21 protein-coding genes are annotated in these 22,437 nt (G+C 57.7%); 9 read left to right on the top strand and 12 right to left on the bottom strand.

Translation table 11 applies throughout. The features are described from left to right. Nucleotides 1–23: 23 nt before the first annotated feature. On the bottom strand, nucleotides 24–419 hold the full coding sequence (locus ACR0IP_RS09040) for an RrF2 family transcriptional regulator (RefSeq protein WP_480525106.1): 396 nt from the start codon (nucleotides 417–419) through the stop codon (nucleotides 24–26). Nucleotides 420–523: 104 nt separating this feature from the next. On the opposite strand from ACR0IP_RS09040, the gene ACR0IP_RS09035 reads away from it, so the two are divergent. The 4 genes from ACR0IP_RS09035 (at nucleotide 524) to ACR0IP_RS09020 (ending at nucleotide 3,644) form a co-directional block, all read left to right on the top strand. Further along, the gene (locus ACR0IP_RS09035; protein WP_480525104.1) at nucleotides 524–1,735 is read left to right on the top strand and encodes a GTP-binding protein; all 1,212 of its coding nucleotides are present in this window, start codon (nucleotides 524–526) and stop codon (nucleotides 1,733–1,735) included. Further along, nucleotides 1,732–2,367, top strand: coding sequence for a DUF1826 domain-containing protein (locus tag ACR0IP_RS09030; RefSeq protein WP_480525103.1), 636 nt, complete (start codon nucleotides 1,732–1,734; stop codon nucleotides 2,365–2,367). Before ACR0IP_RS09035 ends, ACR0IP_RS09030 begins: the two co-directional genes overlap by 4 nt. Beyond that, nucleotides 2,364–2,624 (top strand): DUF6525 family protein, encoded by a 261-nt coding sequence (locus tag ACR0IP_RS09025; protein WP_480525101.1) that lies wholly within the window; start codon nucleotides 2,364–2,366, stop codon nucleotides 2,622–2,624. The genes ACR0IP_RS09030 and ACR0IP_RS09025 overlap by 4 nt, the downstream gene beginning before the upstream one ends. 93 nt (nucleotides 2,625–2,717) lie before the next feature. Continuing rightward, nucleotides 2,718–3,644 carry a thermonuclease family protein gene (locus tag ACR0IP_RS09020; RefSeq protein WP_480525099.1) on the top strand — a complete coding sequence of 309 codons (927 nt, stop codon included), beginning with the start codon at nucleotides 2,718–2,720 and terminating at the stop codon, nucleotides 3,642–3,644. Between the two features lie 8 nt (nucleotides 3,645–3,652). Here ACR0IP_RS09020 and ACR0IP_RS09015 read toward each other — a convergent pair whose 3' ends face one another. Together ACR0IP_RS09015 and ACR0IP_RS09010 are read right to left on the bottom strand one after the other, a co-directional pair. Continuing rightward, a complete protein-coding gene (locus tag ACR0IP_RS09015) occupies nucleotides 3,653–4,663 on the bottom strand; it encodes a fatty acid desaturase (protein ID WP_480525097.1) in 1,011 nt (336 codons plus the stop codon). Between the two features lie 97 nt (nucleotides 4,664–4,760). After that, on the bottom strand, nucleotides 4,761–5,615 hold the full coding sequence (locus ACR0IP_RS09010) for a class I SAM-dependent methyltransferase (protein ID WP_480525095.1): 855 nt from the start codon (nucleotides 5,613–5,615) through the stop codon (nucleotides 4,761–4,763). A 40-nt stretch (nucleotides 5,616–5,655) separates the two neighbouring features. Here ACR0IP_RS09010 and ACR0IP_RS09005 point away from each other — a divergent pair, with 40 nt between their 5' ends. Next, nucleotides 5,656–6,423 (top strand): DUF5765 domain-containing protein, encoded by a 768-nt coding sequence (locus ACR0IP_RS09005; RefSeq protein ID WP_480525093.1) that lies wholly within the window; start codon nucleotides 5,656–5,658, stop codon nucleotides 6,421–6,423. 135 nt (nucleotides 6,424–6,558) lie between these two features. Here ACR0IP_RS09005 and ACR0IP_RS09000 read toward each other — a convergent pair whose 3' ends face one another. After that, the gene (locus ACR0IP_RS09000; RefSeq protein ID WP_480525091.1) at nucleotides 6,559–7,185 is read right to left on the bottom strand and encodes an adenylate/guanylate cyclase domain-containing protein; all 627 of its coding nucleotides are present in this window, start codon (nucleotides 7,183–7,185) and stop codon (nucleotides 6,559–6,561) included. 322 nt (nucleotides 7,186–7,507) lie between these two features. On the opposite strand from ACR0IP_RS09000, the gene ACR0IP_RS08995 reads away from it, so the two are divergent. Both ACR0IP_RS08995 and ACR0IP_RS08990 read left to right on the top strand, forming a co-directional pair. Further along, nucleotides 7,508–8,215 carry a response regulator transcription factor gene (locus ACR0IP_RS08995; RefSeq protein WP_425085221.1) on the top strand — a complete coding sequence of 236 codons (708 nt, stop codon included), beginning with the start codon at nucleotides 7,508–7,510 and terminating at the stop codon, nucleotides 8,213–8,215. Continuing rightward, nucleotides 8,212–10,353, top strand: coding sequence for an ATP-binding protein (locus ACR0IP_RS08990; protein ID WP_170690192.1), 2,142 nt, complete (start codon nucleotides 8,212–8,214; stop codon nucleotides 10,351–10,353). Before ACR0IP_RS08995 ends, ACR0IP_RS08990 begins: the two co-directional genes overlap by 4 nt. Before the next feature lie 9 nt (nucleotides 10,354–10,362). On the opposite strand, the gene ACR0IP_RS08985 is transcribed toward ACR0IP_RS08990, so the two are convergent. From ACR0IP_RS08985 to ACR0IP_RS08955, 7 genes are all read right to left on the bottom strand, one after another. After that, on the bottom strand, nucleotides 10,363–12,369 hold the full coding sequence (locus ACR0IP_RS08985) for an adenylate/guanylate cyclase domain-containing protein (protein WP_480525089.1): 2,007 nt from the start codon (nucleotides 12,367–12,369) through the stop codon (nucleotides 10,363–10,365). A gap of 202 nt (nucleotides 12,370–12,571) precedes the next feature. Then, nucleotides 12,572–13,837 (bottom strand): ABC transporter permease, encoded by a 1,266-nt coding sequence (locus tag ACR0IP_RS08980; protein ID WP_170376954.1) that lies wholly within the window; start codon nucleotides 13,835–13,837, stop codon nucleotides 12,572–12,574. Further along, nucleotides 13,834–14,640: a taurine ABC transporter ATP-binding protein gene (locus tag ACR0IP_RS08975; protein ID WP_170376956.1), complete on the bottom strand. Its 807-nt coding sequence runs from the start codon at nucleotides 14,638–14,640 to the stop codon at nucleotides 13,834–13,836. Before ACR0IP_RS08975 ends, ACR0IP_RS08980 begins: the two co-directional genes overlap by 4 nt. A gap of 69 nt (nucleotides 14,641–14,709) precedes the next feature. Then, nucleotides 14,710–15,705, bottom strand: a complete 996-nt coding sequence (locus tag ACR0IP_RS08970) for an ABC transporter substrate-binding protein (RefSeq protein ID WP_170376958.1) — start codon at nucleotides 15,703–15,705, stop codon at nucleotides 14,710–14,712. 35 nt (nucleotides 15,706–15,740) lie between these two features. Further along, nucleotides 15,741–16,040 (bottom strand): hypothetical protein, encoded by a 300-nt coding sequence (locus ACR0IP_RS08965; RefSeq protein ID WP_480525086.1) that lies wholly within the window; start codon nucleotides 16,038–16,040, stop codon nucleotides 15,741–15,743. Continuing rightward, nucleotides 16,037–16,417: a carboxymuconolactone decarboxylase family protein gene (locus ACR0IP_RS08960; RefSeq protein WP_170376962.1), complete on the bottom strand. Its 381-nt coding sequence runs from the start codon at nucleotides 16,415–16,417 to the stop codon at nucleotides 16,037–16,039. The genes ACR0IP_RS08965 and ACR0IP_RS08960 overlap by 4 nt, the downstream gene beginning before the upstream one ends. A 168-nt stretch (nucleotides 16,418–16,585) precedes the next feature. Then, the gene (locus tag ACR0IP_RS08955; protein WP_480525084.1) at nucleotides 16,586–17,683 is read right to left on the bottom strand and encodes an aromatic ring-hydroxylating oxygenase subunit alpha; all 1,098 of its coding nucleotides are present in this window, start codon (nucleotides 17,681–17,683) and stop codon (nucleotides 16,586–16,588) included. Between the two features lie 134 nt (nucleotides 17,684–17,817). Between ACR0IP_RS08955 and ACR0IP_RS08950 the strand changes: the two genes are divergently transcribed. Both ACR0IP_RS08950 and ACR0IP_RS08945 read left to right on the top strand, forming a co-directional pair. Further along, the gene (locus tag ACR0IP_RS08950) at nucleotides 17,818–20,295 is read left to right on the top strand and encodes an FAD-dependent oxidoreductase (RefSeq protein ID WP_480525082.1); all 2,478 of its coding nucleotides are present in this window, start codon (nucleotides 17,818–17,820) and stop codon (nucleotides 20,293–20,295) included. Nucleotides 20,296–20,361: 66 nt separating this feature from the next. Next, a complete protein-coding gene (locus ACR0IP_RS08945) occupies nucleotides 20,362–21,465 on the top strand; it encodes a mandelate racemase/muconate lactonizing enzyme family protein (RefSeq protein WP_480525081.1) in 1,104 nt (367 codons plus the stop codon). Between the two features lie 5 nt (nucleotides 21,466–21,470). On the opposite strand, the gene ACR0IP_RS08940 is transcribed toward ACR0IP_RS08945, so the two are convergent. Then, nucleotides 21,471–22,430 carry a Rossmann-fold NAD(P)-binding domain-containing protein gene (locus ACR0IP_RS08940; RefSeq protein WP_480525079.1) on the bottom strand — a complete coding sequence of 320 codons (960 nt, stop codon included), beginning with the start codon at nucleotides 22,428–22,430 and terminating at the stop codon, nucleotides 21,471–21,473. Between the last annotated feature and the right edge of the window lie 7 nt (nucleotides 22,431–22,437).

Here is a 22,437-nt window from a genome sequence, read left to right as displayed (position 1 = left end):
CGACACCTAGGCAGGGCCCTGACTCAAACCTCTTGGATCGAAGTCTCTGACAGTCTTTCCACGAGGTTTTGCTCAATCTCTTCCAGAACGCCGCGTACTCGTTTTTGAAGGGCGTGTTCGACAGAACAGGTTGGCGCCTCATCGTCAAGGCCGCTGGCGACAAGGCGCTCGTCCAGCGCAAGGTAGACATCGGCCAGCGTGATTTCGCTCGGCCTGCGGGCCAGACGCCATCCCCCGGCGTGACCTTTCTCGGACGTCAGCAGACCGGCGGCACGTAATTTTCCCAGAACGCGACGCACAACAACCGGGTTGGTTCCGGCATGGTCCGCAATTTCGGTTGAGGTGCGCACACGGTCCGGTTCTCCGGCCATGTGGCTGAGCGTATGCAGGGCAAGTGACAGGCGGCTATTGCGCTTCATAGGGCGGGGTTCTCCTAACCTGCTGGCAACGTAACTTTGGCTGTTGCATTAATCTAGTAACTATGAAAGTTACAAGAACCGCATCCAGAGCTATGGAGACTCATATGTCAGATACGCGCCTTCCCGTCACGGTGCTTTCCGGATTTCTTGGGGCTGGCAAGACCACTTTGCTGAACCGGGTTCTCAACAACCGCGAAGGTCGCCGTGTCGCGGTGATCGTGAACGACATGTCCGAGGTGAATATCGACGCCGACCTTGTGCGCGCCGATACCGAGCTGAGCCGGACGGACGAGACGCTGGTTGAAATGTCGAATGGCTGTATCTGCTGCACCCTACGCGATGACCTTTTGGATGAGGTCCGCCGACTGGCGGCCGAGGGGCGCTTTGACTATCTGCTGATTGAATCGACGGGTATTTCCGAGCCTCTGCCGGTGGCTGCGACCTTTGATTTCCGCGATGAGTATGGTGAAAGCCTGTCCGATGTGGCGCGTCTGGACACGATGGTGACGGTTGTCGATGCGGTAAACCTGCTCGGGGATTTCTCCTCGCATGACTTCCTGCAGGATCGCGGTGAGACCATGGGCGAGGAAGACGAGCGCACCCTCGTCCATTTGCTGACCGATCAGATCGAGTTCGCCGATGTCGTGATCCTGAACAAGGTCGACGATGCCGGGCCGGAAAAGGTCGACGCGGCCCGCAAGATCATCCGCAGCCTTAATGCGGATGCCGAGATCGTCGAGGTCAATCACTCCGCTGTGGCGGCTGAGAAAATCCTCGATACCGGGCTGTTTGACTTCGAAAAAGCCCATGAGCATCCGATGTGGGCCAAAGAGTTGTATGGCTTTGCTGACCACGTGCCGGAGACTGAAGAATATGGTGTTGCGTCTTATGTCTACCGGGCGCGTCTGCCTTTCGTGCCCGAGCGTATCCTTGAGGTTCTGAACGGCGATCTTCCGGGTGTAATCCGGGCCAAGGGGCATTTCTGGATTTCGACGCGTCGCGATTGGGTGGCTGAGTTTTCGCTGGCCGGTGCGCTCTCCAGCGTGCAGCCTTTGGGCACTTGGTGGGCTTCAGTTCCGGAAGAACGCCGACCGACCCATGACAGTGCCCGTGCCTATATGCAGGCCCATTGGCAAGAACCATGGGGAGACCGCCGGCAAGAGATCGTGTTCATCGGGGCAGGGATCGACTGGCCGACCCTCAGGGCGCGATTGGATGCCTGTCTTGTGCCCGCCGTTGCGGGTTTGGGTCCCGACAATTTGCCGGACTATCCCGACCCGTTCCCGATCTGGCGTCGGGCTGAGGCAGCAGCATGAGCGTTGTGCGCCAAACCGTGATCGGTGCGGCCGTTGGGGTTGGCGTTGCGGATACGCCCGAGGCGCTGAGCGCCTTTCTCAACCCAGGCTGCGCCGCAGCACTTTGGCGGCGTCAAACTCCGCCGGATGTTCAAAGCTGGCTAAATGATCTTGACCCTGAGGACCTGCCCAAGGGGCGGGTGATCCTCCCGTTGGGCAAGGTGGCCGAAACGGTCGGCCATCTCTGTGACATGTCCGGCTTGCCAGCATGCCCCGAGCGGGATTGGCTGGAGGCAGACATCGCCTTGCTTGCAGAGGTGTTCTCAGATCTGGTCTCGGTCCGATATTTGCGGTTGCGGCTGGATGTTGTCACAACCAACGCCTGCCGTAAGTTCCATATCGATGCCATCACGGCGCGACTGGTTTGCACCTATCGCGGTACCGGCACGCAATACGGCATTTCGCGTGATGGCGCTGAGCCTCAACGTGTCTTTACGGTGCAAACCGGTTCTCCGATCCTGTTGCGCGGGACACGCTGGCCGGAAACACCGCGGTCGGGCCTTTTGCACCGTTCCCCTCCGATCGAAGGAACCGGCGAGACCCGGCTCGTTCTGGTGCTGGATCCCATCACAGACCCGGACGAGGCCGCATGACCGGAAATCTGGGGCAAAGCAGTTTGCGGCGCAGGAAGCGCGCGGGCGATCCCATGGCCGTCTTTGACAGCTTGCCCGCCCCGTTGCGGCAGTGGTTGTCTGAAGCGGCGCTGCCATGGTCGCCCGTCTCGGCGCGCAGGATTTGGGTCAAAGCGCTGGCCAAAGGTCTTACGACGGAAGAAACGTTGCTATCGCTGAATCGGGCCGAGGCGAGTACACTGGCACGTGACAAGGTGATGGCCCTGCCGCGCGGTTAATGCACCCACGCTCTGGGGTCGCTTTGACTTGAAACTGTTACGCTCAGCCGTCACCATCCGGTCATTGTTGATTGATGAATTACGGAGGGCGCAATGGCCTATAAGCTGATTAAGGGCGAGTTTCATATTTTCTATCCCGACATTCCAAAGCAGGGCCCGGAACCTGACGGTGATACTCTGAAATTCAAACCAGATGACCCGTCGCTTGTTCAGGACCTTTGGCGTTCGGGCCAGCCCCGGCCAGGGTTTAATGGGCGTGGGATGATCAATCTGCGCTTTGAAGGGCTGGATGCGCTCGAAACCCATTTCCGCAGCGCACATCAGAACAAACCCCTCGCGGAGGCATCGCGCGATTTTCTGTTGGATTGGGCCGGGTTCGGAGACGTGGTGTTCTGGGAGGACAAGCCCAACAAGGTGAAACAGGTCGAAAATAACCCGGTTCGCGGCTACATCCTGACCAATGGTTTAGATGGCCACGGCCGGATTGTGGCCTTTGTCTACGCGGGTGACGCGCCCGAACCTGACGGTGAGGTCTTCAAACTAATGCCAGAGCGCGTGGATCAAAGCTTCAACGCGCGCAGCCTGGAGGCGGGTCAGTCCTATCCGCTATTCTACCTGACGCTGCCGATCTCACTTGCCCGGCATCTCAGAGGGATTGCGGATCAGGCCCGCGCGACTGGAAATGGCCTGTATCCCGATGATGCGTCGGCCCCCGGTCAAGACTTCGAAGTAACCCCTGTGAATTATCAGGATCTGGCAATCTGGCCCAAGCTCTTCCGGCGCCTGCATGACTATTTCGCGGATGAATTCGACGATTTGACCGGGTTCGATACCTGGTTGCGCGCGGACCCGAGGGACCGGGACGATCGAATGCTTCTACCCGAAGACTATGACGCCCATTTCCATAATGTGGTCGAGGTGACCTCGCCCACGTCGATGAGGTTGACAGTCGACCCCAAGGATATCGTGATCCTGCCGGACGATTTCACCATGCCCGACACCGGCCTGCCGTCACAGTAGCGCCAGGTCTAAAGCTCCGCCGAAGGTGCCGGGCCGCGCCAGTCCAGACTGAGATCATGGCGCAGACTATGTGGGAAGGGGATCATCCGATTGGTATCCTCGTCCCACAGCCTCCATTTCAGGCAACTGAGCGCGTCTCGGATGTCGATTGCCGCGCTGTTCCAGTTCTGCGCGATTGAGGCGTTGCAGGTCTTGAGGTGATAGCAAGGGATTTTGGCGTTCAGGTGATGCAGGTCGTGGAAGCCGAAATTCAGCAGCACAAAATCCACAACCGGCCCCAGTCGGAGCGAACTCGCACCGTGCAGAGCGGCTGCATGGGCAGTTTTGTCGCCCGACTGCCGCCAATAGGTTTCTTCGAAGTTGTGCCCGACATAGACGACAAATATTCCAAAACTGCCTGCAAGAAGGCTTCCAAGGATCAGGGCGTAAAAACTCCACCAGCCAAGAAATGTAATGATCAGGCCCCAGAAGGTGAACATGGCGATATTCTGCAAAAGAACATCCCGGACGCTGACGCGTCGCGTGTTTCGGGGCCAGCGGTATTGGACGAAGTAGATCAAGACCGGGCCGATCAAGAACAAGGTGATGGGGTGCCGGTAGGCGCGGTAGAACAGCTTCTTGGAGAGGGGCGCGGTCTCATATTCGCGCCGGGTCATCACATAAACCTCGTGAGCGTCCCGGTGATCCAGATTGCCTAGATGCTGGTGATGCAGGTTGTGATTGTACCTCAGAACGCTATGAGCGATCCCGGAAAAGAGGCAAAGGAGGTTTCCAAGGAGATCATTCCACGTTCTGTTCGTGAAAAAACTGTAGTGCCCACAGTCATGCTGGATAGAATAGAGCCGCAGGATACCGGCCGCAAACAGAAACGAACCCAAGGTCAGGGAAAGCCATGCTCCGGAAAATAGGGCAGGGATAGCAAGCCCCGCAGCGACGACGCCTGCGCTGATTGCCAGCGCTTTGCAGGCCATCCTGTCGTCTGGTTTTGTGAATTCCCTCGGAACCTTGATCGAACTCATTATCGTCACTGAAAATGATTGAGACTATGAAACTGGTTGGCGTCTCCAATCGTTAGCACGGCTTTGGGTTTCCGCCAACGTGGTTAAGGTCCACGGTTCAGGCGTCGGTTTGGGACAGCTCCAGAAACATATAGGGCTGTATGTTCTCGAATGGCCAAACGCGGACCACCTGCGTCAGGCCCAGTTTCTTTGCCCCACGCCCGATCGCGTTAAACACTCCGATATGTTCCTGAAACACCGGATCGTCGCTGAACCTGTCGATCATGCTGTCGGTGATCTCAGACCGTACGCGCAGGCGCAGGCCGGACCCCTTCAGGTGACGTTTGATCTGGGCCAGACGGACGAAGTTGAGGCTGTTCCACAGCCCATGAACTTCGTAATTGTCCTCGACCCATGCGATCCGCCGCCGAAACAGTCGCGCTGTCAGGGTCTTTGAGCGAAGCGCGGGGATGTTGAAATGCGGCTCATACGGGAAACCGTAGTTGGGGCACAGGATCAGGCAGCGGCCCTGTGGGGCCAGAAAACGCGGCAGCGTATCCAGGAAATGCCGCCAATCCGGCAAGTGCTCCAGAACGTTGACCATGTAGATCAGGTCATAGGGTTGTGACGGAGTGAACGCCTCATAGGTGCTGCGTTGAATGTCTCCGCCCTGCTTGGCGGCGTGATCCAAAACATGCTCCATCGGTGCGAAGCCTTCGGCGAAAGGCTCAATGGCGTCCAGCGTAATGTTAGGGTTCCGCTGGCGCAGCATGGTCAGCAGGATACCAGCCCCGCAGCCGATCTCCAGTGCCCGCGCGCCGGGGGGCAGGGCGCAGATTTCAGGGTCGAGATTCTGGAAATGAAACCGCGCCGCGCTAAGCCAGATGTCTTTCAGGGGAAAGTCGAACCGCGCGAAATCCTGAAGAATGTCTTCGACTGAAAAAAGGCTTTCTTGAAGGCTGACCGAATGCATACTTATCCCAAGACGAGTGGTTTGAAGGAACGATATTACAATGTGTTGGAGCGGGCCAGCGTCCTATACCATTGCCGCCGTCGGGGTAGTCGCCACCGTCAAGGCCATACGCCAAGGCGAGAGCCCGCTGCTTTGGTCTCCGCTGGTGTATTTCACCGCGATTGAGGTGCTGCAGGGCTATTCCTATTCTGTCGAGGGGCAATGCGCATTGCCCCAAAATCAGGTCGCCGCGTTGCTGGCCTATATACATATCGCCTTTCAGCCGCTGTTTACCGGCATTCTCGCGTTGTATTTCATCCCAAAGGATGTGCGCGGTATGATAGCTCCCGTGGTCTTAGGTCTTGGCGCAGTGACTGGAGTGTATCTGTTGCTGCAAATTTATCCGTTCGAGTGGGCAGGCCCGTGCCGACCGGGTCGTCTTTTGTGCAGCGATCATCTGTGTGTGAAGGCGGAAAGCTGGCACATAGGGTGGCATTTGCCACTGAATGATTTGGGTGAAAGCCTGCCTGCAACGATTCTTGGGCAGCAATATGATCTGAACTTCCCGGTCTATTTTACGGTGATGTTTCTGCTGCCCGCCGCTCTGGGCGCATGGAAAGTCGCGGGGTTTCAACTGCTTATCGGGCCCACGCTGGCCTGGGCCTCAACCGATAGCCCTACGGAAATGCCTGCGATCTGGTGTCTGTTCTCGCTGGGCATTGTCATGATGATCGTGTTCACGCCGCTCAAGACGGCGCTTCAGGCAAGTTCATGGCCTTTATGGACTGTGCTGCGCTGGGTGAACGGGACCAACAAAAAACCACTCTAGTACCCTAACAAACCGTTCACCCGCGCAACACTTTCTTTACCTCGTGCCTAACCTGCGAACCGCGGTTCCAATCTGGTCGGAGACCCGGTTCCCCCTCAAGCCGGTGGGAGGCAAGAAACCCCATGGAGGCGGCGACTACGTCTCGGCGTCATCCTCCAGTTGATACAGAACCCACTCGTCATTCAGGCCTTTCAGCTGTTTGGGTCCAATTTCCTGAAACTCCAGCCCCAGGCCCAAAACCAGATCGCGCACGGTGCTGGAAACCCATGTCTGCCCACCCGGTGTCAGGCTGAGAACACGGGCCGCGATTGCGATCGCGATGCCGGTCACATCGTTGGTGGTGCGCAGACACTCTCCACAATGAATACCGGCCCGAAGCTTTAGGCCGAGCGCGTCTGCCGTGGCCCGAAAGGCCTTGGCGCAAGCGATGGCGGCACTGGGGCGAGGAAAGATCGCCAGCATGCCGTCACCCATCAGTTTCACAAGTGTGCCTTCGTGTTCTGCGACAGTCTCAAGCGCTGCCGTATCCAGAGTGTCCATGATATCGCGCCACTCGGCATCGCCTAGACGCGCGACGATCTCGGTCGAGTTTACCACATCGGTCATCATGATTGTGACCAACAGGCTTTTGTTTTCACCATCAGCCTCGTATTCGGCGATATTGTCCTCGAACGTTTGGTCGATCAATGCGCTCGGCTGAGGGTGGATGATCGTCGGGCGAACCGGAAAGGTCTTCACGACCGCCGGTTCGTTGCTCTCCATATCAACGACTGCCAGAGTGCTATGCTTGCTGCATGGCGCCGGAAGTTCAGACAGTTCGGGATCGTCGATGGGTTCAATAATTTCAAAAGATGTATTCAACATAACTGCACCAATAAATCGGGACGTTGAGACAGAGATTAAAATCAAATTGTCACCAAACCGCGATGCAGATGTTAACCAGATGTTAACAGGCCCGGTTCTTACGCACGCTAGGCTTGTGTCCGTGGCTGAACATATTCCAAAAAGAGTGTGGGGATGGTTTGGACGAAAACACTCACACGTGCCAAGCTGTGTTTAGAAACAGACAGGTAGGACCGCAGAGTTGAAGAAGCTGAACGTATTGTTGGTAGAGGACGATCCGTCATTGCTTGCTCTGACGTCCGCGCTCCTTCGACCGCATTACAATGTTCTTCAAGCGTCCAATGTTGCGGATGCGCGTGCGACGCTGGCGTCTCAATCGGTGGATATCGCCCTGCTGGACCTCGGGTTGCCGGATGAGGACGGTCTGGTACTGGCGCGATCGATGCGGGCGAAATCAGCGCATCCACCGATCATCTTCGTGTCGTCCCGCAATAGCGCGAGTGATAAGATCAGCGGGTTGGACATCGGGGGTGACGACTATCTGACCAAGCCCTTTGACCCGGATGAGCTTTTGTCCCGGATCAACGCAGTGCTCAGACGCACAAACCCCCAGGCTCAGATGCCCCGGCAGGATAGCAAAGTCCGGCTGGGAGAGATCGAGATTGATCTGGACAGTCGACAGGTCTGGAACGCCCAGCACGAGGTCATACCCGTCACACGGGCCGAGTTCGACGTGATGATGGCCATCGTCAACGCGAACGGTCGGGTGCTGTCCCGGTCGGTGCTGCTGGATGCAGTTGCCCTATCGCCCGACCATGACGCCGGAGAGCGCACGATTGATGCTCTGGTTGCCAAGATCCGCAGGAAGCTGTCGGATGGCGGCGATGGTCCCAAGATCATAGTGACGGTCCACGGGGTCGGCTATCGACTGGGGGTAACGCGACAGTGAAACCCCGCGCCTTCATATATGATGAGCCGATCAACGCGGTCACCCAGAACTTTCTGGACAAGAAGTTTGAGGCCCAATACCGCGATTGGTACTTCGAATCCACACGCGGGCAATTCCGCACTGCGCTGCTGTTTGGAGCGTCTTTCTACGTCGTCTTTGCTTTTCTTGAAGTTTTTGTTCTCCATTCCCGCAGCTTCTCGGGTCAGGATCTGGCCGTTTGGGGTGCGCGGCTGTTCATCATCTCGTTTATCTTTGGGCTGTTCTTTTTCTCTCACAAACTTCCCGCGCGTACTTTGCCCGTGATCATCTCGACCGGCTGGTCGATGATGTATCTGGCCATCTGGGCCGCCTTCGCCTTTTCCGGGGACCATGAATCCAAGGATTTTCTGTATCGCTTTGCGCTGATCAGCCTTGCGGGCACCGTGTTTCTGCCCTTTGTCTTTTCCCACTCGGCAGCGTTGCAACTTTTGCTGTTCGTGCCGGTCTCATACTATCTGGTGTTCGACAAAACGAGCCTGAGCAGCGGGATGGACACCTGGATCGGCCCCTCCTTCGTTCTGGCTTCCACTGTTTTGATTGGTCTTTATGCCAAGTTTTTTTCCGAACGCACGCTGCGGGCCAATTTCGTGCAGAGCGTCTATCTGGAAAAGGCGCGCAACGATGCGGAAAAGGCGAATGAGGCGAAATCCCAGTTTCTGGCAACCGCAAGTCATGAGCTGCGCACGCCGCTGAATGGCATCGTCGGCAATATCCGCCTGATCAAATTGACCCCGCAGGACCCTGAGTCTCTGGACCAGAGACTGGATGAGATTGAACGCTCCAGCCTTGCGATGCGCAATCTCATCGACGATGTCCTCAACATCGCGCGTCTTGAGGAAAAGCCCGAAGATCGCGAGTTCCGCACCTTCAACCTGTCCGAGGTTCTGCAAGACCTCGAGGCCGTCTTGCGCCCACTGGCACGGTCGAAGAACGTACAGTTGATCATCCCGCAGTTTGACGATGGCGTTTATCTCAGTGGCAACAGTGGCCACCTGAGGCACATCCTGCTGAACCTTCTGGGCAATGCGGTGAAGTTCACCAATGAAGGCTCGGTCACGTTGTCATTTGAGCAATCAAAGCAGTCGGTGGCCTTTACAGTCAGCGATACCGGGATCGGTGTGCCCGAGGACCAAGTCAAGGATATCTTTGAACCCTTCACGCAGGCCTCGAACATCGACTCGCGCAAAACAGGCGGAACCGGGTTGGGACTTTCGATTGTGCGCGGGCTTGTCTCAACGCTGAATGGGCAGGTGTCAGTCAAAAGCAATCTGGGCGAGGGGACAGTGTTCCGGGTCGAAGTGCCTTTCCACGCGGCCCCGGCCCCGAGCCCGCAATCCGAAATGGCGGGTTTTGCAGCCACGGTCGGGACGAAGCAAAACGTTCTGATCATCGAGGACGACCCGACCAGCATGGAGATCCTCAAAAGCCTGTTGGAGAGAGATGGTCACACGGTCACAGCAGCGGCCAACGGCAAAGAGGCGATTGCCCGCTTCCGTCCAGATGACACAGATTGCATTCTGACCGATATCCGCCTGCCCGACACGACCGGCGTTCAATTGGCACGTAACCTGAAACAGATTGCCAAGGAAGCGGGACTAGACAAATCGATCACGACCATCGCCGTGACGGCCAACGTGATGCCCGAAGATCTGGATGAATACACAAATGCTGGCTTTGACGCGGTGGTCTCCAAACCTCTGGATGAGCGGGTGCTATATGGTGCCATGCGGGCCTCACTCGGGCTGCCGTCGTCCGAGATATCCTATATTCCAAACACCGATGACACCAAAGAACGCCTGAGGAAATTCCTGAGCAATGAAGAGTTGGAGCAGGTTTTCCTGACATTCCGAGAATCGCTCGAAGACTGCTATGTCGAGCTTAAGAAAGCCCAAGGCCAAGGCGACAGGGACCGGATCGAGTTCCTCGTTCACCGGGTCTATGGCAGTGTGTCCAGTTTTGGTGAAACGGAATTGGCCGCCAAGGCACAATCGGTCGAGGGGCTTTTGCGAAGCGGCGCCGAGAATTATAGCGCTGAGTTGGACAAGCTAATTCAATCCTGCGGGCTCGTCATTCAGGATCTGAAACGACAGGCCTCGTGATGCAGTTTCTTAAAGCGCGGCCTGCGCCCGTTCGATCATCACCACTGATGCCGGGTCGCCACCGCGTAGGGTGTCGGCGGTTCTGAACGCGTCGATGGCTTGGGAAAATCGCCCGGCCCGGAAATGCGTCAGGCCAGATTCGTAGGCCGCGATCCAGGCAGGCGGTTCAGGCGTGTCGCCGGCTATTGCGATCAGTTCAAACACGACCAATTCCTCGGTGCGGCCCACGATCTCCATCGTGTCCAATTCACGGGCAATGATCGCGTCGCCCGCTTCGCGCCGGGTTTCGGGGCCGATCAGGATTGCGGTGCCGTAGGCTTTGTTGACTCCCTCCAACCGGCTGGCCACGTTCACAACGTCGCCAATGGCGGTGTAGTTCAGGCGATGCTCGGACCCGATATTGCCAACAAGCGCTTCTCCGCTATTCAGCCCGATGCGAACATGTAGAGCCTCGTCCGACTGGCTTTGCAAGGCTGAGTTTTCAATGTCTTCAACAAGTTCCAACGCGGCACGGCAGGCGTGTTCCGCGTGGTTCGGATTCTGCCTTGGCGCACCCCAGAAGGCCATCACTGCGTCGCCGATGAACTTGTCGAGCGTCCCGTCATGGCGTTCAATCGTTGAGGAGGCCGCGTTAAAGAACGGCTCCATCAGTTCCACGACCTTTGGGCCGTGTTTCTCAGCCAGACCGGTGAAGCCAGACACGTCGCAGAACAGGACCGAGATTTGTTTGGTCTCGCCACCGGGTTGCGATTTCACACCTGCGGCGACCAGCATTTTCACCAGATCGGTCGGCACATATTTCCGAAAGGCCGAAAGCCCTGCCGCCATGCTCGCCGTCGCGGCCGATAGATTTTCAAGTTCTACCAAACGCGAAGGACGACGTGAGACTTGTTCGACATCGAACCGCTCAATCCGGCTGAGGTCTTCGGCGACGCGTGACAGCGGGTTGGCGACGACCCGGCGCACCAGCCAGATCGCGGCGATGGTCGCCAAGGCCACCACACCCAGAAGGATGTAAACCAGATTTATCAGCGTCCGGTCGATACCTGACAGAAAGGCCGATTCAGGGATGACCGTCGCCACACGCCAGCCATAGAACCCCAGCGGTGTCAAAGCGACTGCATAAGCCACGTCGTCGTACACGACCCGTTTTGTTAGGGTGCCCGCAACGACCTCGTCTGCCTCGGCCAGCAGTTTCTGGCCCGAGAGTTTCGCCACTTCGTACAGCTCTCCCTCGCCCATGCGGGCGGGGGTGATTTCGTCCGCGTTGGGATCGGGCACGGCAATGACCTTGCCGTCAGCGCTAAGGATAAAGGCCGCGCCGAACTCGCCGGGGCGCAGGGATCCCAGAAAGCGGGACAGGCGGTCGGTATCAATGGCAACCGACAGCACGCCTTGCCGCTGGCGGCGAACGTCGATTGGGCCGGAATAGGCAAACACCGTCTTGTCGCTGTTTGGCAGATCACGCACTTCGATCCAATCCGGTGTGTCGCGGTCGATGAAGTTGTCATACCATGGGTGTTCGCGTGGGTCGTAATCTGTCTCGGAAAAGCTGCGTTCTTCGAACTGGATGTCGCCGGGGATGAAGATATAGCGGTCCCGGCGCAGCTTCCTGTCGTGAATGTTCTCGTCGATCTCGATCATTTCAAGCCCGCTATCCCCCAGCCGGTGGGCTGCAAAGAAATTACCATCGGGCCAGCCGAATGTGATCCATGAGATATTTGGCTGAGATTGCAGCTGAGACAGAAACACAAATTCCCGCTTGTCGGCCTGACGTGTCTCGATCACGTTTTGAATGAAGATCGTCCGGACAGCGGCCCAGGCAGCCTCGGCGGATCTGAGGGTCAGGCCAACCTCGATCCGGACGGTGTTCGATATCTGGCTGTTGATCTCGGCTGCCAGCATCTGACTGTTGTCCCGCGCCGTAGACCACCACAGGGAATGCACGATGAAGGTCGACACGCCGATGGATAAAGCGACGAGCATTGACACAGCGATCCCAACGGTGACACGCATTGAAGCTCCACGGCGACCTACAGTGACTGGCGCTGCGATGCGGACAGTCAGGTTCGAGGTCAAGTCTAGGGGCTGCAACCGTCAGTTGCCAGTTGGTTTCAATCTGCGCGCTAACTTGTGTAGTTGGCGAGAGAAACGCTTGGACAGAAAAACCGGCAGATTGACGAGCGGGTCAATCTGCCGGTTTTTTTGGTATCTTCGGTCAGCTACGACCTTTCCATGGAACCAGCACGTTCTCAGCCTTGCGCATCAGGATATCGATGCCGTAGCCGATGATGCCAATCAGCACGATGCCCATGATCACGATGTCGGTCAGCTGGAATTTCGAGGCCGCGATGATCATCATACCAGCCCCTTTTTGCGCCGCGACCAGTTCCGCCGCAACAACCGTGCCCCAGCAGACGCCCATCGCGACCCGCGCACCCGTGAAGATCTCGGGCAGAGAGTTCGGGACGATCACATGACGCATGATCTGCCATTTGGATGCACCCAGCGAATAGGCCGCGTGGATCTTGGAGATATTCACACCCGAAACTCCCGCACGGGCGGCAATGGTCATGATCCAAAGGGCGGCAAGGAACAGCAGAACGATCTTGCCAGTCTCCCAGATCCCGAACCAGATGATGACCAGCGGGATCAGCGCCAGCGGAGGGACAGGTCGCATGAACTCGACAATCGGGTCGAACCAACCGCGGAACCAGCCCGACAAGCCCATCGCATAGCCTAGCGGAATACCTACGATAGCCCCGGCGATGAAGCCTGCGATGACCCGCAGCAACGACCAACCCAAATGCTGCCAGAGCGAAAAGTTCTGATAGCCTTCGTTGGCGATCTCGAAGAAACGCGCAACGACCGTTTCCGGTGCAGGAAGCCAGATAGGGTTCATTTGCAAACCCTGTGCTGGGGTAAAGCTGATAGCGCCCTTGCCGGTCAGCGATACAGTGCCGTCGCCAACATTGACTTTTGCGTCAGGACCGATCGGATTGCCATTGATCGCGATAATCTTTGCGCCATCTGCGCGTTTGGCGTCGTCGTTCTTGTCAAACAAGATGGTCGAAGACCGCCCGGTTGGCGCAGCAAATGCATCGTCTTTGGCGAAGCCCGTACCGGGATCAACCTCGAAATCTTCGGCGTCTTCTCCGAAGGGTGGGACGCGGATGAAGACGGTGGCGTCATCAGTCGTGCCGTCTGCATTCTCGACGGTGTAAGTAAATTGGGTTTCCCCCACAAACGGCCCCGGAACGTGCAGGGGGATCAGTTTTGATCCTGTGAATGCCGCCCAGATCACGAAGATTACCAGAATCGAGATGATCGAGGCTGCGCGATCCGCGCGCACAGCGCTTTCATCGCCAAAGGTCACGGTTTTCAGGCTGGTAAAGTCCTGACGGCTTTGCAGGCCCTTGCGCAACAGGTGAACGATCAGAAACGCGCCGCCGAACAGGCCGATATAAAACAGAAGTACGATCATGATGCTTGCTCCGTCCGGCCCATGATTTCTTCTTCCATTTCCCAGATCATCGACAGTATTTCATCTCGGGTTTCGGCGAAACCTTCGGATTTTTTGACATCGCGAAGGTCGGCGTTCACGCCGCGTTCCGCGAAAGGCAGGTTGTATTCCTTGTGAATACGCCCCGGACGTGGGGCCATCACGATCAGGCGCTCGCCTAGCAACAGGGCCTCCTCGACCGAGTGGGTGATCAGGATGATGGTCTTGCCGGTCTCTTTCCAGAGTTTCAGGACCAGCCCCTGCATCTTTTCCCGGGTTAGCGCGTCCAACGCGCCCAAAGGTTCATCCATCAGGATGACGTCAGGCTCATTCGCCAGACACCGTGCCAGGGCCACGCGCTGCTGCATACCGCCCGACAGCTCATAAACGGCCTTCTCCTTGAAGTCCTGAAGGCCGACGACCTCTAGAAGATGGTCCGAGATCTTATCGCGCTCTTCCTTGGGCATGCCCTTCATGCGCGGGCCGAATTCCACGTTTTCGCGCACGTTCATCCATTCGAACAAGGCGCCTTTCTGAAACACCATGCCGCGTTCCGCGTCTGGCCCTTCGACCACGTGGCCATTTAGCTCGACCCGGCCCGAGGTGGGCGCAAGGAAGCCCGCGACGATGTTCAGCAACGTTGTCTTGCCGCATCCCGAGGGCCCGAGGACCGAGACCAACTCACCTTCTTTAAGGCTGAGTGTGACGTCCTGAAGGGCCTGTACCGAGGTGCCGTTGGGCAAGTCAAAGCGCATGGACAAATCAATGATGTCCAGTTCAGGCATTCCGTTTCCTTCCTGCTGTTGTTTCCGAAGGCCAGCCGGATGACCGGCCCCCGGAATATGTATGTTGTATTAGTTGGACGCGGCCGCCAGCGGCGCGCTGTTTACAGCGCCCTCATAGGAGTCCAGCGCCGAGTCGATGCTGCCCGCATCCACAAAGACATTGGCAACGCCGCCCATGAACTCATGCGCGCCACCACCCAGCCATTTGTCAGACAGCTGCTCTTCGGCGGAGGGGAAGGTGAAGGTCGCGATGGTCGCCTCGGCATCGGCCAGGTCCATACCTGCATCCTTTGCGATCACGGCCAACATCTCGTCCTTGGACTCACCCGCGTTCCACTGCGCGTTTGCGTCAGCAGTCACTTTGAGGAACTTAGACAGCAGTTCCGGCTCTTCCTCGATGAACGCGGTTGGTGCGCTTGTGACGTCGAACACCAGAATGCCAAGCTCTTCCTTCTCAGCGCCGGTCAGCAATACGTTGCCATGTTCAGTCATACGACGCAGAGCGCCACCCCAGCCGCAGACCATGTCCAGGTTACCCTGAGCAAAGGCTGCTGCGCCGTCCGCGGGTGCCATGTCTACGATCTCGAGCGAGCTGGTATCCACACCGAAATGGGCCATCTGCGACAGGAACCCATAGTGCGCGGCCGTGCCGATCGGCACACCGACTTTCTTGCCGTTCAACTCTCCGGCGTTGGTTTTGTCGATTTCCAGCGCTTCGGCCACGACGCAGTTGTCATTGTCCGAATAGCTAACCGCAACATCGACGGCCTGCAGGTCCTGACCAGCTGATGTGGCCACAACGAACGGCGGAACGCCTTGGCTTACAGCGATCTGAACGTCGCCGGATGCCATAGCAGCCGACATCGCAGTCCCGGTGTCGAAGGACACCCAGTTGATCTTGACGCCCATCTCTTCTTCATAGGTGCCATTGGCCTTGGCGTATTGGAACGGCATCGGCCATTCGAGGAAATAGGCGACGGTGATTTCATCCGCAGCCGCTGCTTGTGATGCCGAAAACGCGGCAAGACCGGCGCAGGCCGTTGAGAGCAGATACTTTTTGATCATTGGTTTAAGTTCTCCCTGTTGTGATGATCATTTTTTTATATGGCCCGACTTTTTGTCGGACCGATACCTGAGACAATAGACCCAAGATGGTGAAACAGCGAAACAAATTGTGCTGCGGCGCTGTAAAAACCGGCGGCAGAGCTGCGAAATTGAGCGCGAATGCGCGCAAAATCCATTTGGTGACCCTGCCGGGAATTGCTGTTTGTTTTCAACATGGTCTCATATTGAAGCGTCTCCGCGCGCGGTTGTGTCAAAGACGCCTGGTCCAGCGGGCTTGCGCTGGTGCCTGTTGCCTGAATCGACACCTCTGATCGCTGTTCCAAAGCGGGCGTCATAGTAGATCCCGTTCCTCCAGCACCTTACGCGCGACGCGGAAGCATTCAAGCGATTGAGGAACACCGCAATAGATTCCGACCACGTGAATGATCGACTGAATTTCCTCTTTGGTGACGCCATTGTTCAGGGCACCGTTACAGTGGATTTCCCATTCGTGCATCTTGCCCAACGCACCCAGCATGGCGAGGTTCATCATAGAGCGCGTCTTGGCGTCAATTGTGTCGTCACCCCAGCCAAAGCCCCAGCACCAGGCAGTCATGGCCTCCTGAAACGGGCGAGTAAAGTCATCGGCCGCCGCAAGGTTCTTTTCCACATATTCTGCGCCCAGGGTCGATTTGCGTTGCTTTAGCCCGGTTTCGAACAGGGTGTCATCCATAGGTCTTCCTCGTAATTATGCGACCCGTTGACTATTGGTCAGCCAATCCGGCAGACGGGTCTCCTGCCAGATGGGACTTGCCTTTATATCCAAATTCAAAAGCAATGAGTCGCAGGTCAACCCGCGCAGTGGCAGGTTCTACCGTACGGAATCCAAAAGCGTTTCAGGTCAGGCGGGTGTGTCTACGCCGTCCCGCATCCACTGTTGTAGCCGGGCGATGGAATGTTCGCTCATCACGCCGCATTTGGGGTCCAGAACCAGTGGGCCGGGCACATAACCCTTGGACTTGAGGCCGCGATACACGGATTCGACCAAGCGAATATCCTCGGCCACGGTGGTCTCGCGATCCTGAACGGCCAGCCCGCGGATCACATCGCTTTCATGGCCGCCTTCCGTATACCAGCCCCGCCAGACGGTGCATGTGTCCACGGTTTCGGCCCGCCAGTGATAGGTGTTCAGCACATTCCCCGGATAACACTGGAATGAGAACATGGGCCAGAGGAACCACGATTGATAGTCTCCGGCATGGGGCACCGACAGGTCGATCGGATAAGTCATCTTGTCCAGCGCCTGACACTCGGTCGTGTGGCGCAGTACGTAGCCACCTTGCTCGTCTGGCCGGATGTCATAGGTTTCCGGCTTCACAACGCCCTCGGCAAAGGTCGGGTGGTTCGATGGGCAGTGATAGCATTCCGAGTAGTTCTCGACCGAGACCTTCCAGTTGCAATTTTCCGGAATCTCGACCCATTCCAGCGGCGCGAGGTCATCTATATGGGGTACGAATTCGGCAATCTCTTCGCGCACGCCGGGGTACCAGTCGTCCATCGGGGCGGCATCTTTGTCGAGATTGACGAAGATGAAACCCAGAAAAATCTCGGTACGAACTTCGGTTAGGCAGATTTTTTCCCGTTCGAAGCCGGGGACCGACTTGATGTTGGGCCCTGCGCGCAGCCCGCCCGTTAGTTCATACGTCCATTGGTGATAAGGGCAGACCACGACCCGAGTGTTGCCGGTTCCTGTCACCATCTCATGCGCGCGGTGTTGGCACACATTGTAGAAGGTGCGGACCACCTCATCCCTGCCGCGAATGGCAAACAGGTTCTGACCAGCAATCTGAAAGGCAAAATAGTCGCCCACATTCGGGATATCGGCCGCATGTCCTGCGAATTGCCATGTCCGCGCCAGCAGCCCGTTCATCTCATCTTCGAAGACAGCGGGATCGGTGTAGTAGCGGGCCTCGAGCGAGTGGGTGAGCGGCTTGGTCATGATGGATCCTCAACTTGGAAACCGAGGGGCTTGCCTTGGGTAGCGTTCATTTGTGTCGTTATGTGTTGACCGTGGTACATTTGTTTGATTATCAAATCCACAGAAATCTGCGACTCTGGAACAGGAATCCTGCGATGTCCAAGAAAGAACTGCCCGAACGCGCAAAGGTCGTCATTGTTGGCGGCGGGGTCATGGGCTGCGGCCTGGCCTACCACCTTGGCCACGAAGGATGGGGGGATGAGACCATCCTGCTGGAAAAGGCCGAACTGACCAGCGGCTCGACCTGGCACGCGGCGGGTCAGATCACTCATTCCACAAGCTCCTACGGGCTGGGCAAGATGGTCGACTACAATATCGGCCTCTATTCGAAGACGCTGGAAGAAGAGACCGGTCAGGCCGTCACGTGGCATGGTTGCGGCTCGTTCCGGTTGGCCTATACCGAGGATGAGATGGACTGGCTGCGCCATACGCTGTCCGTCGGTCGCGCCCTTGGCTTCAATATTGAGCTGGTGGGGCCCGAGTTCATTGCCGAAAAGCACCCGTTCTACAATCTCGACGGTGTCTTGGGCGCGCTGTACACGCCCGATGATGGCCATGTTGACCCTTCGAACGTGACCATGGCCATGGCGGCGGGTGCGCGGCAGAAAGGCGTGAAGATCTTCCGCCATTGCCGCGCGATCAACATCACGCAGAACGATACAGGCGAATGGGTGGTCGAGACCGAACAGGGCACGATCACCTGCAAACATGTGGTCAACGCAGGCGGAACCTATGCGCGGCAGATGGGCGAATGGTCCGATCTGCAGCTGCCCATGACCTCGATGACACACCACTATTTTGTCACCGAGAACGTGCCTGAATTTCAGGATCTGGACACGGAACTGCCGGTGATCCGCGATGACAAGATGGTCTCGGGCTATATCCGGATGGAGCAGAAGAAGGGCCTGATCGGGATTTATGAGAAAGAAAACTCGAATTCTGTCTGGCATGATGAATGTCCTTGGGAGTACGAGAACTGGCTGTTTGAGGCCGACTATGACCGCGTGATGCCGTGGCTGGAAAACTCGCTGGAGCGGATGCCGATCTTTGCCGAACTGGGTATTACCCGCGAGGTGCACGGTGCAATCAGCCACCCGCCCGATGGCAACCCGATGGTTGGTCCGGCGCCGGGCGTCAAGAACTACTGGTGCTGCTGCGGTACGCAGATCGGCATCGGCTGGGGTCCGGGTCTGACCCGCGAACTGGCGAAATGGATGGTTCACGGTGCCGCCGATATCAACATGCGCGACTATGACCCGCGCCGCTTTGGCAGCTACGCCAAGAAAGACTGGCAGGTCGTCAAGGCGCATGAAGACTATAAGCTGCGCCACGAGATCCCCTTTCCGCATTTCAACCGTCTTGAGGGACGTCCGATCAAGCCGTCTCCGCTATATGAGATCCTCAAGGAAAAAGGTGCGGTTTACGAAGAGGTTTTCGGCCACGAACGCCCCCGTTGGTTCGCTCGCAATGGCGTGGAGCAGCGCGACCACTACTCGTTCCGCCGCAACGAAGTCTTCGAGATGATTGCGCTGGAATGTCAGGCCGTGCGTGAGCGCGTGGGGATCATGGACGTGACCGCCTTCACCAAGGTCGAAGTCTCGGGACCAGATGCCCATGCGCTGCTGGATCGCCTGACCGCGAACAAGATGCCGCAGAAAGATGGCTCGATCACGCTGACGCATTTTTTGAATCGCAGAGGACGGATTGAGCTTGAAACCACGATCGTGCGCATGGCCGAAGATCGCTACTATCTGGTCTGCGCGGCCTTCTTCGAGCAACGCCTTGTCGATCACCTGAACCAGAACCTCGCGGGAGAGACCGTCTCCGTCAAAACGCTCTCTGAAGATTGGTCGGCATTGTCCCTGAATGGGCCAAAATCCCGCGAGGTGCTGGCCAAATGCACCGAGGCCGACCTGTCCAATGCCGGTTTCCGGTGGTTGTCGGCGCAGGAAATCACTGTCGCCGGGCACAAGGTCTGGGCCTTCCGCATGTCCTATGCGGGTGAATTAGGTTGGGAATTCCACATGCCGGATGAAGCTTGCGTTAACGTCTACAACACGCTCTGGGCCGCGGGTGAGGCATTCGGGATCGAGAACTACGGCTCGTTCGCGATGAACAGTCTGCGGATGGAGAAAGCCTTCCCTGGCGCTGGTGAGCTGACCAATGAGGTCACGCTGCCCGAGGCGAATGTGGGCCGATTCTTCAAGCTGGACAAAGAGTATCTGGGGGTTGAGGCCACGCGGGCCAGTGCCGCACAGGCCCAAGCCGGGCAAATGCCTTGGATCTGCGCTTATCTGGAAATCGAGCCGGACGGCATCGAAGATGGTCATGGGGGTGAGGCAATTCGCATCGACGGCGAGGTCGTAGGCGCGACGGCTTCGGTTGCCTATGGTCATAGCGTCGGCAAGATCCTCGCCTTTGCTTTCGTCAAGCCACATGTGAATGTCCCGGGCACCGAGGTTGAGGTCGTGATCGCCGGCAGCCCGCGCAAGGGGCGTGTCCTTGGTGAAGCGGCCTATGATCCGAAGTCCGAGCGTCCCAGAACGGACGCTCCAGCCGCTGTTCCGGCATAAATACGAAGGGGGCAGGGCGCGCACACCTGCCCTTTCAACAAGCTCTGTGCCAAAAGGAAGTCTAAGTTGAAGATCACCCGCATTGCCGTTTGGGAAGTCCCTCTGACCAGCCATGAAACCTATTACATGGCGGATGGGAAAACCTGCGATACCACGACATCCGTGGTTCTGCGGCTTGATACGGATACAGGCTTGCACGGCTGGGGGGAGGTCTGCCCGATCCCTCACTACCTGCCGGCCTATTCCAAGGGTGTCGTTCCGGCCGTGACCGAGTTGGCGCCGGTCCTGATCGGCGCCGATCCCGTTGGGCCCGAGGCTTTGATGGAGAAGTTGAACGCATACCTTCCGGGCCACGGCTATGCGAAATCGGCCATTGATACGGCGCTTTGGGATCTGACGGCGCAGGTTGCCGGTCTGCCTTTGCACAAACTGTTGGGTGGGCGGCAGGTCAAGGATATGCCGCTCTATCACTCGATCACGTGCGTCGCGCCGGATGAGATGGCCCGGATGGCGCGCGACGCGCATGACAAAGGTATGCGCCAGTTTCAGGTCAAGCTGGGCGCAGATGCAGACTGGCAAACGGATGTCGAACGCCTGGCCAAAGTGCGTGAGGCCGTCGGCCCCGGCGCGCTGGTCTATGGCGATTGGAACTGCGGCAGCGATGCGTTGACAGCGATCCGCGTGGGGCGTGCGGCGTCCCATCTGGATGTGATGCTGGAACAACCCTGCGCGACGCTGGAAGAATGCGCCCATGTTCAGCGCTCAACCGGTCTGCCGATGAAGATCGACGAAAACGCCTTAGATATAACCTCTGTCATTCAGGCACATCAGTTGGGCTGTATGCAGGCCGTTGCGTTGAAATTATCCAAGATGAGCGGCCTGTCCGCTTTGCGTCAGATCCGCGATCTGTGTCTGACCCAGGGTACGCAGATGTGTATCGAGGATACCTGGGGTAGCGATATCACTACGGCCGCGCTGTTGCATCTGGCGGCCTCGACCCCGGCGCGCGGGATCATGAATACCTGTGACCTCAGCCACTATGTCGGCCCCCGCCTTGCGCCGGATGGGCCCGTTCGCGAAAATGGCCGCATTGCCCCACCCGAAGGTGTTGGGCTTGGGGTGACCCCCGACACCGAAGTCTTGGGTCAGCCCGTTGCCATCCTTGACTAAGCTGGCTAGGACAGTTGCCCGGTTTCTATTTGCAACGCGCTTGAGATCGCAATGTCCTGAGCCGCCAGCCCGGTCAGATCCGCGATAGTGATCTGATCAGTCGATTGCCTGCCAAGATGAGCGCCGGACAGAATGTTCCCGAGTGTGGTGACATCGGCCTCGGTCAGGTGGCCGGTCTTGGAAAGGGTTTGGAACTCTCCGTGATCCAGACATTGCTCGGGTGAGTCGCAAACCAGCAGATCGGCGCGTGCGATCAGATCAGCCTCAAGCTCCTGTTTGCCGGGGCAGTCCGCTCCGATGGCCGAGATATGCGTGCCCGGTTGCACCCAGTCGTTTGCGATCAAAAAGCTCTGAGAGGGTGTTGTCGTGATGATGACCTGCGCCGTCTTGCTGGCCGAGGGCAGATCATCAACCCGTTCAGCCTTTAGCCCCATTGCGGTCAGGTCATCGGCTGCCGCCTTGGCCTTGTCCGGGCACCGCCCCCAGATCAGGAACGACAGAGGCCGATCCGGGATCAACTGTTGCAGACACTTTGCCTGATGGCGCGCCTGCAAGCCGGTGCCGACAATTAGCACTCGCTCAAACCCCTCAACCGCAAGCGCCTGCGTCGCCAATGCCCCGCCGATACCGGTGCGGATATCGGTCAGCCAGCCTTCGTCCTGCAAAAAGGCCACCGGCGCGCCAGTTTTAGCCGAAAAGACAATGTTCATGCCGTTCGAGCTGGGCAAGCCTATGGAGGGATTGTCGTAAAACCCGGTTGCGATCTTGATGACGAAGGTATCGTCACCCTCGATATGGCCGGATTTGACGTGGCAATCCCCGGCGGCCTCGGGGAAGCCCAGATAAGTGACTGGCGGGGTCTGAACCCGTCCCTGTGCGACGGCAACATAGGCCGCGCGGATCGCATCGACGGCCTTTGAAAAAACGAACCGATCCTGAATCTGCGCCTTGTCCAGCTGGATCATCTATGCC

This window comes from Ruegeria sp. AL11 (genome assembly GCF_056540865.1).
Note: the sequence above shows the minus strand (reverse complement) of the source record. Positions and strands in the feature narration are given on the sequence as shown.

Coding starts and splice junctions, on each gene's coding strand:
- ACR0IP_RS09025 (WP_480525101.1), top strand. CDS start 2,364: ATGACCGGAAATCTGGGGCAAAGCAGTTTGCGGCGCAGGAAGCGCGCG.
- ACR0IP_RS08970 (WP_170376958.1), bottom strand. CDS start 15,705: ATGATCAAAAAGTATCTGCTCTCAACGGCCTGCGCCGGTCTTGCCGCG.
- ACR0IP_RS09005 (WP_480525093.1), top strand. CDS start 5,656: ATGTGTTGGAGCGGGCCAGCGTCCTATACCATTGCCGCCGTCGGGGTA.
- ACR0IP_RS09030 (WP_480525103.1), top strand. CDS start 1,732: ATGAGCGTTGTGCGCCAAACCGTGATCGGTGCGGCCGTTGGGGTTGGC.
- ACR0IP_RS09015 (WP_480525097.1), bottom strand. CDS start 4,663: ATGAGTTCGATCAAGGTTCCGAGGGAATTCACAAAACCAGACGACAGG.
- ACR0IP_RS09020 (WP_480525099.1), top strand. CDS start 2,718: ATGGCCTATAAGCTGATTAAGGGCGAGTTTCATATTTTCTATCCCGAC.
- ACR0IP_RS08965 (WP_480525086.1), bottom strand. CDS start 16,040: ATGACGCCCGCTTTGGAACAGCGATCAGAGGTGTCGATTCAGGCAACA.
- ACR0IP_RS08985 (WP_480525089.1), bottom strand. CDS start 12,369: ATGCGTGTCACCGTTGGGATCGCTGTGTCAATGCTCGTCGCTTTATCC.
- ACR0IP_RS09000 (WP_480525091.1), bottom strand. CDS start 7,185: ATGGAGAGCAACGAACCGGCGGTCGTGAAGACCTTTCCGGTTCGCCCG.
- ACR0IP_RS09035 (WP_480525104.1), top strand. CDS start 524: ATGTCAGATACGCGCCTTCCCGTCACGGTGCTTTCCGGATTTCTTGGG.
- ACR0IP_RS08940 (WP_480525079.1), bottom strand. CDS start 22,430: ATGATCCAGCTGGACAAGGCGCAGATTCAGGATCGGTTCGTTTTTTCA.
- ACR0IP_RS08980 (WP_170376954.1), bottom strand. CDS start 13,837: ATGATCGTACTTCTGTTTTATATCGGCCTGTTCGGCGGCGCGTTTCTG.
- ACR0IP_RS08950 (WP_480525082.1), top strand. CDS start 17,818: ATGTCCAAGAAAGAACTGCCCGAACGCGCAAAGGTCGTCATTGTTGGC.
- ACR0IP_RS08955 (WP_480525084.1), bottom strand. CDS start 17,683: ATGACCAAGCCGCTCACCCACTCGCTCGAGGCCCGCTACTACACCGAT.
- ACR0IP_RS08975 (WP_170376956.1), bottom strand. CDS start 14,640: ATGCCTGAACTGGACATCATTGATTTGTCCATGCGCTTTGACTTGCCC.
- ACR0IP_RS08960 (WP_170376962.1), bottom strand. CDS start 16,417: ATGGATGACACCCTGTTCGAAACCGGGCTAAAGCAACGCAAATCGACC.
- ACR0IP_RS09010 (WP_480525095.1), bottom strand. CDS start 5,615: ATGCATTCGGTCAGCCTTCAAGAAAGCCTTTTTTCAGTCGAAGACATT.
- ACR0IP_RS09040 (WP_480525106.1), bottom strand. CDS start 419: ATGAAGCGCAATAGCCGCCTGTCACTTGCCCTGCATACGCTCAGCCAC.